Here is a 14,797-nt window from a genome sequence, read left to right on the forward strand (position 1 = left end):
GAAAAGTCACCGAGGCCGCCTAGCGGCACAAAGGAACAATCATGGATGTTGATCTCAACGCGAGCACGATTATTGGCGTGCTCCTGCTCTTACTCCTTCTCCTTGTGGTGGTGGCGGTGTTCCGTTCCGTCATCAAGGTGCAGCAAGGCTACCAGGTAGTGGTGGAACGCCTGGGGCGCTACCACTCCGTGCTGCAACCGGGGCTGCACTTCTTGGTGCCGTTCTTCGACGCGGTCCGCCAACGCATCGATATGCGTGAGCAGGTGGTGCCTTTCCCGCCTCAGCCGGTTATTACCTCCGATAACATCAACGTCTCCATTGATACGGTTATCTACTACCAGGTGACGAACGCTTATTCCGCAACTTACGAAATTGCCGACCCGATGACGGGTATTGAGCAGCTGGCCGTCACCACCTTGCGTAATATCATCGGCACGATGGATATGGAACAGGCCCTCACCGGTCGTGACCGTATTAATGATCAGCTCCGCAGCGTACTTGATGATGCGACCGGGCGTTGGGGCATTCGTGTCTCGCGCGTGGAATTGAAGGCGATTGATCCGCCGGCCACGGTCCAGGGTGCGATGGAGCAGCAGATGAAGGCGGAACGTGACCGCCGCGCCGCGATTCTCACCGCGGAAGGCATTAAGCAATCCCAGATTCTTACCGCTGAAGGTGAAAAACAATCCGCTATTCTCAAGGCCGAAGGTCAAGCTCAGGCCACTGTTCTCAAGGCTCAGGGTGAGTCCCGCGCTATCCTCCAAGTCTTCGACGCTATCCACAAGGGCAATGCTGATCCGAAGCTGCTCTCTTACGAATACATCAAGACGCTGCCGCAGATCGCTAATTCGCAGTCTTCGAAGCTGTGGATTGTTCCTACCGAGCTCACCGCCGCGCTCGATGCGGTGCAGAAGGGTTTCGGCGGCGGCCGTAGCAGCGGGGGAGACGAACCCGGCCCGACAGGGCCCACCGGGGTCGATTTCGAGAACGCGGCCGATGTAGCGGATGTTCTCAAGGAAACAACCCTCCCCGATATTGATTCGGCGCTGGCAGATGCGCGCGGAGAAGCTAATCGCGCTGTTGACGATGCGCGCGGTTCCGTTTCCGATCCCACCCAGATCCCGAAGAACTAAGCGAAAAAGAAGGCTCACCGGCGTGTGGAGTCGCGGAGCTTGAATAACGATAAATGACCGGGGCTGACCCTGTGCACAACGCGCGGTGCGGCCCCGGTGATTTGTATCGGGTACCGACGCGGTGGCACGCTTGCTATGTGTTGATTTACCTCGATAACGTTGCCGCTCCCGAACTCGATGATTATTTCCGGCTCACCGATGTGCACCTGCGCCGCTTACTCGAGCCTGAGCGTGGGGTATATATGGCCGAATCGACGAAAGTTATTGAGCGTGCGTTGCAGGCCGGCCATCAGCCGCGCTCTTTTCTCACCTCCCCCCGCTGGCTTCCGGATTTGCAATCCTGCTTGGAACGCTGCGGTTGGGAGGCAGACGGAGCGGCGGCGCCCATCTACGTGGGTACCGATGAGATGCTCCAGGCAGTAACCGGCTTCAAAGTTCATCGGGGTGCCCTGGCCGCGATGCACCGCCCGGAATTGGCCGATGTGGCAACCCTGCTATCGCAGGCACGCGAGGGGCGCGGGGCACGGCGCGTCGTCGTTCTAGAAGGCCTGGTGGACCACACAAATGTGGGCGCTATTTTTCGTTCCTGCGCCGGACTCGGGGTCGATGCGGTGCTGGTGACCGATACCTGTGCCGATCCGCTGTATCGCCGCTCGGTCCGAGTATCCATGGGGACCGTGTTCCAGGTGCCGTGGACGCGAATCCACGAATGGCCGCGCAGTATCGAAAAATTGCACGGTCTCGGTTTCCTCACGGCCGCACTAGCTTTGGAGGACGACGCCGAAACTCTGGACGATTTTGCGAACCGAGCTGATGTGTTGGCCCCGGATTCGCGGGTCGCGCTTATTCTCGGAACGGAAGGGGACGGCCTGAGCTCACGCACTGTCGCGAGCGCGGATACCCGGGTCATTATTCCCATGGCCGGGCACGTGGACTCCCTCAATGTGGCTGCCGCGAGCGCGGTGGCCTGCTGGGCGCTGCGCACCCGCAACTGAGGCAGAAGCAGCGGGCCCGTGCTGATACTGCCCCGGGGTGGAAGCGTCACTGAGAGAAGCGGAGCGTAACGAAGCGGCACGTAGAGCGGCTAATTGAGAAAATAATTACTGTTAATGCCGGGTATACCCGGTGGAAAGAAGGTGCTACGCACGACGAAAGTGGAAGGGTGCAGGACAGTTCCCGAATTGATTCGCTCGTCGCGTGGCGCTTGGCGAAAACAGTACGTGACCGGCGTGAAAGCCTGGGAATGTCGCAAGAAGATCTCGCTTTGCGCGCCAATCTCAACCGCACCACGTTGCAATCGCTAGAAAGTGGGCGCTCCGATCATAAAACCGGAAAGCCATCTAATCCGCAGCTGCGCACACTGCTCCAATTGGCCCGAGCGCTCGAAATGTCCGCCGGGGAACTCCTCGGTGAAGCCGAGCGCCTCTACGATCAGGCGCTTCGTGAGGAGGGCTTGTAGCCTGAGCCCTGGCCAGCGTTGGTGTGAGGTAGTTTGATATACCGGACATAAGGCGCGGGCCATCGCACTGAGATGGGCCAGTGAAATACCTTAGGAAAATTGGGCGGCGCCGGGGTATCCGAGCTGACGCCAGGCTTCGTAAACGGCGATGGATGCCGCATTAGCAAGATTAAGAGATCGTAGGTGGGGGAGCATTGGTATGCGCACCGCCGCGGTGATACGTTCGTGGGCGACGACGCGCGCGGGCAAGCCGGTTGGTTCCGGCCCGAAAAGGAGATAGTCGTTGGGCTGGTAGGAGACTTCGGCGAAGTTGTTTTGGGTGTGTCCGGTAAAAGCAAAGATGCGAGCATCGGGTGCGCTGGTGAGAAACTCCTCAAAATTCGGGTGAATAACGAGGCTGGCGAGGTCGTGGTAGTCCAAGCCGGCGCGTTTGAGATGCGCGTCAGAGAAATCGAAACCGAGGGGCTCAATCAGGTGCAAGGTGGCGCCGGTGCACGCCGCTAGGCGAATGGCCGCGCCGGTATTACCGGGAATGCGCGGCTCGAAGAAAACAATATGAAGCACCCATCTAGGGTACTAGCCTGAGAATTTCGCGCGCGATTTTTGTGTCGTATCCCTTCGGTAGAGTAAATCCGTACCGTAAAATCGAACATGCGTTCTAATGTGTTGTGGGGGGTGCTATGGGTGCGCAGAAATTAGCGGCCGCGCGGGCCGCACTTGCCCGGGCGGAATCCGCGGTGGGATTAGCCGGCTCGCAACCGCAAGTACAACCGCAGTCGGGCGGGAAAGGCTGGGATCTTCCCCCGGAACTTTCTCCGCTTTTTCCGCGGGGCCTCGCCCCGGGAATGACGCTCGGAGTCAGCGGTTCGCGTATTGCACTGGCCTTGGTGGCCTCCCTGGTGAGTGCACAAGGCGCGTGGTGCATCTACTTGGGTATGCCTGATATGGGCTGGGAGGCCTGCGTCGGGTTAGGCAGTGATCTCAATCGGATTGTTACTATTCCCTACCTCCCGCCGGCGCGGAGCGGGGCAGCCCTTTCAGCCGCTATTGATCTTTTTGACGTGGTGATTGTGGGGAGTGCGCTGCGCCTAGATACGCGGGAGCAGCGCCGGCTTGCACAGCGGGCACGTAACCGGGAAACGCTTCTTATTGCGGAAAATTGGCAGGTTCGGGATCGGGTGAATGCGCGCTATGAATCGGTGAGGGGCCCGGCTAACGGAAGCGGGCATATAGCGTATATCACTGTGGAGCTTCGCTCCGGGCACGGTGCGCGCCTGCGTATTGAATGGGATGCTACTGGCTGGCATCCAGCCGCGGGCCTGCGTGCGGTGCCATCTGTACGCGAAGCTACTCCGGCACACCGGGTTCCGCGCGGGCAGGTTACCGGGGGCGGGCTCCGTTTGGTACCCGTCAACGGTACGCGGGGGAGGGGTGAAAAATAATGCGCCAGGCAACGGTATGGGTTCCTAACTGGCCCATTATCGCGGCGGAAATGGCAGGGATCGTTAGCAGAGAAATTCCCGTAGCTGTTGTGGAACACCATCGGGTGGCCAGTCTCAATATCTGGGCCTGGCAGCAAGGCGCCCGGGTGGATATGTCTACCCGGCAGCTGCAATCTCTCGTACCTCAATGCCAGGTTATCCAACGTGATGGGGCGCGTGAACTGCGTTTCTTCGATCCGGTGCTGCGTGCTATCTCCACTAGAGTGGCGCGTTTTTCGCTGGTGGAACCGGGGGTGGTTATCTTTTCAGCGGCGGGGCCGGCGCGTACCGAAGGGGGAGAAGAACGCCTGTGTGAAAACCTCGTGGGAGATATTGTTGATGCCGCCGGGTGCGAAGTCCGGGTTGGAATCGCGGAAGGAACTCTTCCTAGCTTGTGGGCAGCTCGCACTTCGCGCATTATTGCTCCGGGTGCTTCGGAACAGGCGCTGGCCAGCCAACCGATCTCACTTTTTCTTCTTGCCGCGACACCAGCAACACGCCCCGCGCTTCGCGATTGTGTGGAGTTACTTCATGATCTGGGTATCACTACTATCGCTGATGCTATCGGGCTGGGGCAGCGTTCCCTTGTCACGCGTTTCGGAAATATGGGGCAATACCTGTGGGACCTGGCTACAGCGCGCACCCTGACAGCTCGTGAGGCGACTCCGGATACTCGTGATATATCCGTGGTTGCCACTTTTGATCCGCCTTTGAGTCACGCGGAACACGCGGCTTTTGCCGCGCGTAATCTCGCCGGGCAGCTCGAAACAAAAATGCGTGCCGGTGCGGCTGGCTCAGCTCGCTTGGATATTCGGGCGAGTGCCGCACACGGCGAAGTGATGACACGCAGCTGGCACCTCGAGCTCCTCACCCAAGAAGATGTGGTGGATCGGGTGCGGTGGCAAATCTCCGCTTGGATAGCGCGGCGGCATGATGCCAGCGAAGCTCCAGCGGAAACCCGCGGAGGTATTACTCAATTAGAGCTGATAGCACGGGATATTGCCCTCGTGGGCAACCATCCGACGCCCCTCTGGGGCGCGCGCACCGCCAGCGATGCGGCGGCAGCTCGTGGGGCTCACCGCCTCCAAAGTCTCCTCGGTGAAGAATACGTGCGGGTACCCCGCAGGGTGGGCGGGCGCCTCCCCGAAGAAGATATACAAGAAATTCCCTGGGGCCAGGCGGTAGATACCTCCCGGGCTCAGCTTCCCTGGCCGGGCCGGCTGCCCGAACCCGCTCCGGTACAACTCCTGCGCACACCCTATCCCGTGACTGTACTGTGTGCCTGCGGGCAACCACTTGCCATTACAGCAACCACCGCGCTGCAGTGCCCGGGGGAGTGCTGGCATCCCTTTCCCGTTACTGTCCGTGCGGCTTTACCCGCGGAACATGCCGCTCCAGGTGTCGGAAGTGTTGCTGTATTCGGCGGTGTCACCTCAGCTACGGGTAGAACCAGACCTCCCACCGCATCGCTCCACCCTCTTTTCGGTGCGGAAGGTTTCCTCAGGGTGCTCGACTACGCCGGTCCCTGGGTTAGCGAACAGCGCTGGTGGGCGCGCCCCACCCGGCGCGCCTATATTCAAGCAGTCACCACCACCGGGGCTGTACTTCTCTATAGAGAACAGGAGCGCTGGTACCTTGCTGCCAGCTATATCTAGTCATGACCACTCTTATCAGCAGCCCTCCCTATGTGCCATACGCGGAACTGCACGCTCACTCAGCTTTTAGTTTTCTCGACGGAGCTAGCCTGCCCGAAGACCTCGTGCAAGGCTGCCTGGATCTGCGTATCGAAGCCCTCGCGCTCACCGACCACGATGGTTTTCCCGGCGTCATGCAGCTCGCGCAAGCCGGGCGAGAGACCGGCTTACCCACCATTACCGGCACCGAAATAACACTGGATAGCACCCAGCCACGCGAAGGCCCGGATCCGGAAGGTGACCATCTTGTTTTCCTTGCCCGCACCCCGGCCGGATATCAGCACCTCTCCCGCGCTATCGGAACAGCCATGCTCACCAGCGGTGCAAAAGGAATCGCACACCATACTCTGGCTCATCTTGCACGCAATAATGGCGATATTCTCGTCCTCACCGGCGGCTGCCGTAAAAGCGCCCTCCGCCGAATTCTTGATACCCAGCGCGGCAGTGGGGCCCGCCGCGCGGCCCGGCAAGAACTTGATCTTCTTATCGACATCTTCGGGAAAGCTAACGTCGTCGTGGAACTCACCTCCCATGCCGGGCCTCTTGATGCGCAGCGATGTGACCTTCTCGAAGAACTGGCCCGGGAAGCTGGGGTTCGCGCGGCGGTCACCGGTAACGTCCACTATGCACGTCCCGCGGACCGTCCGATTGCCGATATATTCGCGGCCACCCGGGCCCGCCGCACTCTCGATGAGATAGATCCCTACCTGCCCGCCGCCGGAGCCTATCTGCGCTCCGGTCACGCCTTGCGTATTCTGCACCGCGGGCGCGAACGGTACCTGGAGGCCGCAGCTCGTATTGCCGAAGAATGTGCCTTTGACCTCTCCCTCGTCGCGCCGAATCTTCCCCCATTCCCGGTCCCGGAAGGATATACCGAAGCCACGTGGCTGAGGGAACTGGTGATGCGTAAAGCCCGCGAACGCTACGGAACACCCGCGCAATACCCGCGGGCTTGGGAAGTGATTGAGCACGAACTCGAGGTTATTACCAACCTGGGTTTCCCCGGATACTTCCTTATCGTGGAAGAAATAGTGTCCTTTTGCCACTCGCGTGACATTTGGTGCCAGGGGCGCGGCTCGGCCGCGAACTCTGCCGTCTGTTTCGCCCTGGGAATCACCTCCGTAGATGCCGTGAAATACTCCATGCTTTTTGAACGATTTTTGTCTCCGGGGCGTTCGGGGCCACCCGATATTGATATTGATATCGAATCCTCACGCCGCGAAGAAGTCATCCAGCATGTGTACGAACGGTACGGACGCTCCCGCGCTGCCCAGGTCGCCAATGTTATCTCCTATCGGCCCCGCTCTGCTCTCCGCGATGTGGCTCGGGCTTTCGGATATCCGGAGGGCCGTATCGACCAGTGGGCATCAGCATTCCACCATCGCAGTATCAGCTCGGGTAGTGGCGCACAGCTCCAGCCAGCCGGGCTGCCCGAACGTGTTGCCACGTTGGCTAACCGGATACAGCGGCTCCCGCGTCATCTTAGTATTCATTCCTCCGGAATGGTGCTCTGTGACCGCCCGGTCATTGACGTTTGCCCGGTAGGTTGGGCCTCCAAACCGGGAAGAACAGTACTGCAATGGGATAAAGATGATTGCGCTACCGCCGGGCTCGTGAAATTCGATCTTCTCGGACTCGGAATGCTCACCGCCTTGCGTATCAGCTTCACCGAACTCGCGCACCGCGGAATTCTGGCTCCTAATGGCCACCCCCTCAGCTTGCACAATGTGCCGGCAGAAGATCCGGACGTTTATAAGCTCCTCCAAGCAGCCGATACCGTCGGAGTGTTCCAGGTGGAATCTCGCGCGCAAATCGCCACCCTGCCGCGCCTGAAACCCGAATGCTTCTATGATCTTGTTATCGAGGTGGCTCTCATCCGACCCGGACCTATTCAAGGTGGATCCGTCAACCCGTATATTCGGCGTAAACAAGGCAAAGAAAAAGTTACCTATTCCCATCCACTCCTGAAAAACGCGCTGGAAAAAACCCTGGGGGTGCCGCTTTTCCAAGAACAGCTCATGCATATTGCCATTGACGCCGCGGGCTTCACCCCCGCGCAGGCCGATCAACTCCGCAAAGCCATGGGCTCCAAACGCTCAGCTGCCCGCATGGAACGCCTGCGCGGCCAACTCATGGAAGGCATGGAAAAACAGGGGATAGCTGATCCGGTGGTGCGCGCAGAAATCTATGAGAAACTCGCCGCCTTCGCCGAATTCGGTTTCCCCGAATCACACGCCTTTTCCTTCGCCTACCTCGTTTATGCTTCCGCCTGGCTCAAAGTTCACCACCCGGAAGAGTTCTATATGGGTTTGCTGAATGCGCAACCGATGGGCTTTTACTCCCCGCAATCCCTCGTTGCCGATGCGCGGCGGCATCACCTCGTGGTGCGGCGGGCGGATGTCACGCGTTCGCAAGAACACGCAAGTGTGGAAAAACTGTGCGATACGGAGCTGCATCAGAAACGGGAACATCCGCGTGTCCACGTGGATAGCCAGCGCTACCTCCAGCTCGGGCTCACTAGCATCAAAGGCCTCGGGAACGCAGCAGTCCAGCGAATTCTCGCGGCACGCTCCCACGCGCCTTTCCGTGACCTCGCGGATCTGGCGCAGCGAGCCCGGCTAAAAACAGCGGATATCGAAATTCTCTCCCGCGCCGGAGCCACGGATAGTCTGGGGCTGAGCCGACGGGCAGGTGTCTGGATTGCCCAAGCCGTGAGCAATGCTGATATCGCACGGGGCACCACATATCAGCCCGCGATTCCCGGAACCGAACCTTTCGGAGCGGTACCGGAGTTCCCGGAACTCACCGCCGTGGAACAAGCTCATGCGGATCTGCGCGCCACCGGTATTTCTCCCGACTCCTACCCGACGGAATTTATTCGCCCAGCTCTTAGCGCGCGTGGAATTCTTACGGTTGCCGCAGCGTCCACGCATCCGGAAAAAAGCCGGTGCAAAGTGGCCGGGCTTGTTACTCACCGCCAGCGTCCCCATACCGCGAAAGGCATCACCTTCCTCAACCTTGAGGACGAAACCGGGATGCTCAACGTCCTCATCACTCCGCAGCTATGGGAACGATACCGGGAGATTGCGCGCACCTCGAACGCCCTGGTCATCCGCGGGATGATTGAACGCGATGGCGGAGCCGCTGTTTTCCACGCGGATGGAATCGAAGCTATCCCGCTCGGGATCAGCCTGCCTTCCCGGGATTTTCGCTAGCCGCGCGATAGGGCCGGTGGCGAAAGTGCGGCGTCGTCGTAGCTTAAAACCTCTTAGCGAAAAGAACGCAACCGGCCGCGAACAATCGATACGATAACTGAAGTTGCTCCCTACCCGGAGCATCACCCGCACAGAATCTGGAGGCACAAGGTAATGGGTAAATATCGGGCACTGTTGCGGCTTGCGCGTCGGATCGGCCCCGCCATCGTTTTCGTAATCACGCGTTACGGACCGCAACTGCGCGCCCTCATCCGCGAGAATCCGCAAATTGTGTCCAAACTCCAGGACCGTATGCATCAACTTGCCGGAAAAAAGCCGAACGAGCGGGAAGCGCACAGCCTGAGCGGCCGCATCGACATCCTCAAAGAGCAGGTCACCTATCTCTACGCCTCTGCCAACACCGCTGAAATTGCCGAAAAAGCCGCGGCCTGGCGTGCAGAACTCGACTCTATTGAACGGGCCATCCCCGTCCTTGACGCGATGGCCCGCCCACAGCGGCTCACGGAACGGCGCAAGCTCTCCAAACGAATCGACGTGCTATCCCAACAGATTCTCTCCGCCAGCCTCAGCGATTACATTGAAGACGCCATTATTGACGACGACGCAGCTGCTCCCACGCCCGGAACTCCGGGAGAGAACGCTGCTCCCGGAGTGGGCAAGCCCCATACGCCCGGTTCTACAGATGCTGGTACGTCCGGAACGAATCGCGATGAGTACGAGCACCCAGCAGCAACGCAATAAGCGGGAGTGCAGGCCCTAAGCGCGCGGGGACATTCCCAAAACGCGCGGGATATCCGGATTGAAGAAATTCGGGCCTTTGAGAACTTTGCCGTCCTCCCGATAGATCGGCCGGCCGTCCGCCCCCAGCTTTGATAGATTCGAAGCCTGCACCTCGGCAAGCACATCGGCCATAGGAATTCCCAGTTCCAGGGCCATCCCGTAAATCACGTATACCAAATCCGCGAGCGCATCCGAAATCTCAACAATATCTCGGGTCTCGTCATCAAGATCAACAGCGCGCGCAAAAGCCGCGCTGATCTGCTCACCGGCCGCCTTCCCGTAGGCGGCCGTCACCAATTCGGTAAATTCCTCCGCGATGAGGGACATACGCATCGGCAGGCGTGGCCGATCCGCATTCGGTCCATCCGTGACAATAGGAAGCGCGTACGTTTCGTGGAATTGCCGCACCAGATCCTCCGGGCGGCGCGGATCGGGAAAAGCCGGGTGCTTCTCACCGGGGCCAAACCAGGCATGCGCGGGCTTCATGGCATCCCCACGCTGGAGAGTGGCCTGGAACAGGCCGTAGATCTCGCCTTTATTCACTGTGATGGCCGGGCGGATACCGACAAAAGAAAAACCGAGTTTCCAGGCGACCTTCGCCGATGCCCAATTGATATCCGAACCTTGCACTTCGCAATCCCAGTGCATCGCCGCCAGATCGGTCTTATCGAAGAAATACTCCAGGACGGAACGAACGGCTTCCGTCACCATCCCGGTATTGCGAGCTTCCTTGGCGGCCCAAAAACCGAGCCGGCCGATGAGCCCGTTCCCCGTTACATCGACCTGCACACAGCCCAGGGGAGCCGATTCCGGACCACGGCGGATCAACCACACCGGTGAACCTTCTGCCCATTTTTGCGGCGCGAACTCCGTGACGAAAGTTTCGGCATCAGAGCGCGAATACCCGGCCGGAATCGTGGTCCAGCGTTGAATATCCGGATCTGCGCATATTGTGGCCAGCGCGGGAACATCCGCGGGGCTCGGAGCGCTGAGAAAGTACGATGGCGTGGTTAGTGTGAACTCCTGCATGGCTTTAGTGTACGCAGGCCAGCAAGCCTACAAAAACGCGAGGCCCGAACCGCCAGACAGTTCGGGCCTCGCGCCAGTTCCCGGCGCTCCTCACGCAATCCTAGAAGCACCGCAAGAAGCAGCCGATCTCAGAGCTTAGGCTTCCACCAGGCCGTGCCGCTTGAGCAGGGCGGTGGCATCGACATCCCGCCCGAGGAGCGCCGCGAAGGACTCCTTCGGATCACGTGAATTACCCCGCGAGAGAACCTCGCGGCGCAACTTTTCGCCAGCCTCCCGATTGAGGCCGAGATCGCCCTCCCGTGCGGCATCGTTCTGGAACCACGCCACCGTATCCGCGTCCAGGGCTTCACACCAGGTGTACGAGTAGTACCCGGCAGAATAGCCACCGGAGAAAACGTGGTTAAAGTAGGCGCTACGGTACCGCGGGGGCACCAGCTCATGCTGGACTCCCGTGGCCCGCAAAGCCTTCTCTTCGAAAGCTTCGAAGTCCGCGGGGCTTGCCGGGACTTCGGCTTCACTGAGCCGGTGCCAGGCCTGATCCAGGAGCACCGCCTGCTCAATTTCGCACATGCGGAAGCCGGCGCCGTAGCCGCGCGAAGCAACGAGTGCCTCAGTTTGGGCGGCCGGAAGAACCTCCCCGGTCTGGTAGTGGCGAGCGTAGCGCGAGAGTACCTCCGGATGCCGCGCCCAAATCTCGTTGACTTGGGAGGGGTATTCCACGAAATCGCGCGGAACATTCGTTCCGGCCACCGAGGGCCAGCGCACATCGGAGAGGAAGCCATGCAGGGCGTGCCCGAATTCGTGGAAGGCGGTTTCCACTTCGTCCCAGCTCAGCAAGGTGGGTTCGCCGGGAGCCGGCTTGGTGATATTGAGGTTATTGCAGATAACCGAGGCCGGGGCTCCCTCCGCGGACTTCTGCACGATGGCGTGCATCCACGCACCCCCGCGCTTACCGGGCCGCGCGTAGTAATCACCGAGGAAGTAGCCGAGGAAGGTGCCATCTTCTTCAGTGATCTTCCAGACGACCACGTCATCGGTATACCCGTGTTCTTCGGTGCGGGTGAAAGTCAGGCCATAAAGCTTATTCGCCGCGTAAAAAACACCCTTTTCCAGCACATTATCGAGCTCGAGATACGGGGTGAGGGCCTCGTCATCAATGCTGAACTTTTCGGCACGCGCCTGATTCTGGGCCCGCACCCAATCGCTAGCGGTGAAGCTGTCCTTCGCCCAGCGTTCCTTGACGAAAGCGGCCAGCTCCTCAGCTTCGGCAGCAACATTGCGGGCAATGGGGGCCATCATGGGGGAGAGGAGCGCATCGATATTCTCCAGCGTCCCGGCCGAAGAATTTGCGGCCACGTAGGCGGCATGGTTCGGGTAGCCGAGCAGCTTGGCCGCCCGGGCCCGCAGTCGCACCAATTCGAGGATGGACTCGCGGGTATCGGTGGCCGCGTCATGACCATCACAGCGCCGCAGGGAAGCATCCAGGAGGCGGGCGCGGGCTGCGGCGTCGTCCAAATTATCCAGCAGGGGCTGCTGGGTGGGAAGACGCAGCGTGGCAAGATAAGCGGCCGAGCTATCCGTCGCGGCGGCCTCCCCGGCCAAGCCTTCGCGCTGCGAAGCCGAAAGTCCGTTCAGCTCCGCTTCGGTGAATTCCACCGCATCATCCAGGCCGGCCTGCACGATGCGCTGACCGATCTCGGTAGAAAGTTCGGCCATGCGGTTATTGATAGTCGCCAGTTCGCCCCGGGCCGCTTCATCGAGCCCGGCACCGGACTGCTGGCAGCGCTTGAGGTGCTCGCGGGCGGTATACGCGGTTTCCGGATCCAGATCCGCCTGGCACAGCTGTTCAAAACGCCGGTACAACCGCGGATCCATATACAGCGCGTCTTCGTGTGCGGTCATTTTCGGGCTGAGCTCGGCCTCAACACGATCCCATTCCGCCCCGCCAATCGAGGAACAATAGGTGTAGAAAATCGAAGCTTCCACCTCGAGTTGCGCGCCGGAAAGCTCAAAGGGGCGCAGGAAATTATCAACGGTGGGCGCATCTGTAACCTCGAGAAGAGAGGCGACGACGCCGCGCTGGTGCTCCATCAAATCAAGGACCGTAGCAAGTTGAGATGCCGGGGTCACATGCGAAAAATCAGGTAAGAGAGTACTCATAGGCTTAACGGTAGCGGGCCGGGCCGAACAAGTACTAGCGTGGCCCGCGATACAAGTACCGGCGGGGCCCGCACCAGAACCCGCACCAGAACCCGCACCAGGGTGCGTAAGTGGAATCACACCATGTCCCGGCCCTAGGATTTGAAAAAACGGGCGCGGGCCTGGTAGATTCTTCTCTGTTGCTCAGCACGGTGTGCTGAATGGCAATCACCGCGCGGGTGGCGGAACAGGCAGACGCGCTAGCTTGAGGTGCTAGTCCTCGTATAGAGGGTGGGGGTTCAAGTCCCCCTCCGCGCACGGTGAGAAAGCCCTGGAAAATACCAACTTCCGGGGCTTTTCGCATGCCCGGTGCTTTCCCGGCCTGCTCTGCGGAGAGACCCGGTGCCGAAGAGGTTAGCTAATCGCGTGCCTTTCGGGGTATTCTAGGGCCATGGCTACGAATCCGCGCGCTGCGCTTGACCGTCTCATCGGTGCTTTCGAGGATTTCCACCAGGCGGCTACTACCGCTGATGACCCGGAAGCTCCGGCGGTGCTGGAAGCCGCCGATAAGCTGGCGGATGCTTACACCATTTACGATGACGTCATCTTCACGAATTTTGATGTCGAAACACCGCTGGATGTTTTCGATAACGATAGTGACGATTTCTACGATGATGATGACGATTCCGGGGATTACCTCTACGACACCGATGATTACGACGATCTGGACGACGATGATGACGATTCGGACGTTGATTACGATGACGACGAGGATGATGAGGACGATTACCCCGGTCTCGATGATGAAGAGGATGAGGACTCCGCAGGGTCCCGCTCCTAAGAAATATCGTTGAGTGCCTCGATCACCAGATCGGGCAGTTCCTCACCACCCGCTAGGTTTGCCCCGAGCAGACTTGTTAATTGGCTGGCGGTACGTGCGCCCACCAGAGCTGCGCTCACCGGGGTGGCTAGGAGCCATCCCAGCGCAACTTCGGCGGGATTCCAGTTCAACCCGTCAGCAGCTTTAGCTACTGCCTCCACGATCCGGCGCGGCCTTTCATCCAAATAGGGGGCGATGAAGGCAGCAAGGTGATCGGAGGCAGCCCGCGAGGTGGCGGGAATGGAGTGCCGGTATTTCCCGGTGAGCACGCCCCGCCCGAGGGCTGAGGTGGCGAGCAGCCCGATCCCCATAGCTTCACACATGGGAAGCGTGGATTTTTCTACACTCCGCTCCACAAGCGAATACTCTTCTTCTACCACGGTCAGCGGAGGCAGGTGGCGTTCGTGCAAGAGGGTGTGCATCGCCGCTACCCGCCAGGGTTCATAACCCGATACTCCGATGTAGCGCGCTTTACCGTGCGTTACCAGCCCCGCCAGGGCCAGCGCAGTTTCCTCATCCGGGGTCACTCCATCGGGGCCGCCGGCCACCGCGATATCTACCGTCTCGATACCGAGCCGGGAGAGAGATGCCTCGAGGGAACGTTCAATACCGGCCCGCGACACGCTGTAGGTGGGACCGCTCGGATTATCGAGGAAACCTACCCGGGTGCAGATAGTGAGCTGGGAGCGAGCGGCGGCGTCGCCAAAAAAAGAGCTAAGCAAGGAGCCGAGCAGCGCTTCTGCCGTGCCATCACCGAAAGCCGGTGAAGTATCCACGAGGGTGCCGCCCGCGTCGAGGAAAGCACGCAACTGCCCGCGGGCCTCCTCCTCATCGGTATCGCGACCCCACGTGAGCGTTCCCAAGCCGAGAGCGGATACAAGAAGTCCGCTGGTACCAACCGCACGATAATCCATGGCTCCACTCTAAACCACCGCACTGTACAGCGCCGCCGCGCTCTGCTGGTCGCGACGACAGTAGCGGCTATCG

At 60.1% G+C, this 14,797-nt stretch carries 12 protein-coding genes and 1 tRNA gene; 9 read left to right on the forward strand and 4 right to left on the reverse strand.

Annotation, left to right across the window (positions count from 1 at the left end):
- Window positions 1-41 precede the first annotated feature (41 nt).
- The 3 genes from HMPREF9237_RS05375 to HMPREF9237_RS05385 all read left to right on the forward strand — a co-directional run bounded on the left by HMPREF9237_RS05375 (window position 42) and on the right by HMPREF9237_RS05385 (window position 2,592).
- Window positions 42-1,133 (forward strand): SPFH domain-containing protein, encoded by a 1,092-nt coding sequence (locus HMPREF9237_RS05375; protein ID WP_016442718.1) that lies wholly within the window; start codon window positions 42-44, stop codon window positions 1,131-1,133.
- A gap of 137 nt (window positions 1,134-1,270) precedes the next feature.
- A complete protein-coding gene (locus HMPREF9237_RS05380; RefSeq protein ID WP_039898973.1) occupies window positions 1,271-2,128 on the forward strand; it encodes a TrmH family RNA methyltransferase in 858 nt (285 codons plus the stop codon).
- 167 nt (window positions 2,129-2,295) lie between these two features.
- Window positions 2,296-2,592: a helix-turn-helix transcriptional regulator gene (locus HMPREF9237_RS05385; protein WP_016442720.1), complete on the forward strand. Its 297-nt coding sequence runs from the start codon at window positions 2,296-2,298 to the stop codon at window positions 2,590-2,592.
- 90 nt (window positions 2,593-2,682) lie between these two features.
- Here the strand turns inward: HMPREF9237_RS05385 and HMPREF9237_RS05390 are convergent, their stop codons facing one another.
- Complete coding sequence (locus HMPREF9237_RS05390) at window positions 2,683-3,156, reverse strand: tRNA (cytidine(34)-2'-O)-methyltransferase (protein ID WP_016442721.1); 474 nt, start codon at window positions 3,154-3,156, stop codon at window positions 2,683-2,685.
- Between the two features lie 116 nt (window positions 3,157-3,272).
- On the opposite strand from HMPREF9237_RS05390, the gene HMPREF9237_RS05395 reads away from it, so the two are divergent.
- The 4 genes from HMPREF9237_RS05395 to HMPREF9237_RS05410 all read left to right on the forward strand — a co-directional run bounded on the left by HMPREF9237_RS05395 (window position 3,273) and on the right by HMPREF9237_RS05410 (window position 9,723).
- On the forward strand, window positions 3,273-4,034 hold the full coding sequence (locus tag HMPREF9237_RS05395) for a hypothetical protein (RefSeq protein ID WP_016442722.1): 762 nt from the start codon (window positions 3,273-3,275) through the stop codon (window positions 4,032-4,034).
- Window positions 4,034-5,728, forward strand: a complete 1,695-nt coding sequence (locus tag HMPREF9237_RS05400; RefSeq protein WP_016442723.1) for a Y-family DNA polymerase — start codon at window positions 4,034-4,036, stop codon at window positions 5,726-5,728. The genes HMPREF9237_RS05395 and HMPREF9237_RS05400 overlap by 1 nt, the downstream gene beginning before the upstream one ends.
- A 2-nt stretch (window positions 5,729-5,730) precedes the next feature.
- Entirely contained in the window at window positions 5,731-8,982 is a 3,252-nt protein-coding gene (locus HMPREF9237_RS05405) for an error-prone DNA polymerase (protein WP_016442724.1), read from the forward strand.
- Window positions 8,983-9,135: 153 nt separating this feature from the next.
- Window positions 9,136-9,723: a hypothetical protein gene (locus HMPREF9237_RS05410; RefSeq protein ID WP_016442725.1), complete on the forward strand. Its 588-nt coding sequence runs from the start codon at window positions 9,136-9,138 to the stop codon at window positions 9,721-9,723.
- Window positions 9,724-9,738: 15 nt separating this feature from the next.
- Here the strand turns inward: HMPREF9237_RS05410 and HMPREF9237_RS05415 are convergent, their stop codons facing one another.
- Both HMPREF9237_RS05415 and HMPREF9237_RS05420 read right to left on the reverse strand, forming a co-directional pair.
- Window positions 9,739-10,791, reverse strand: coding sequence for a GNAT family N-acetyltransferase (locus HMPREF9237_RS05415; protein WP_016442726.1), 1,053 nt, complete (start codon window positions 10,789-10,791; stop codon window positions 9,739-9,741).
- Between the two features lie 135 nt (window positions 10,792-10,926).
- Window positions 10,927-12,951, reverse strand: coding sequence for a M3 family metallopeptidase (locus tag HMPREF9237_RS05420; protein ID WP_231366708.1), 2,025 nt, complete (start codon window positions 12,949-12,951; stop codon window positions 10,927-10,929).
- Window positions 12,952-13,163: 212 nt separating this feature from the next.
- Between HMPREF9237_RS05420 and HMPREF9237_RS05425 the strand changes: the two genes are divergently transcribed.
- Both HMPREF9237_RS05425 and HMPREF9237_RS05430 read left to right on the forward strand, forming a co-directional pair.
- Window positions 13,164-13,248: transfer RNA gene (locus HMPREF9237_RS05425), tRNA-Leu, on the forward strand.
- A gap of 133 nt (window positions 13,249-13,381) precedes the next feature.
- On the forward strand, window positions 13,382-13,771 hold the full coding sequence (locus tag HMPREF9237_RS05430) for a hypothetical protein (protein ID WP_016442728.1): 390 nt from the start codon (window positions 13,382-13,384) through the stop codon (window positions 13,769-13,771).
- Here HMPREF9237_RS05430 and HMPREF9237_RS05435 read toward each other — a convergent pair.
- Window positions 13,768-14,724, reverse strand: coding sequence for an aldo/keto reductase (locus HMPREF9237_RS05435; RefSeq protein ID WP_016442729.1), 957 nt, complete (start codon window positions 14,722-14,724; stop codon window positions 13,768-13,770). The genes HMPREF9237_RS05430 and HMPREF9237_RS05435 overlap by 4 nt on opposite strands.
- Window positions 14,725-14,797 lie beyond the last annotated feature (73 nt).

The organism is Actinotignum schaalii FB123-CNA-2 (genome assembly GCF_000411135.1).
Lineage (GTDB): Bacteria > Actinomycetota > Actinomycetes > Actinomycetales > Actinomycetaceae > Actinotignum > Actinotignum schaalii_A.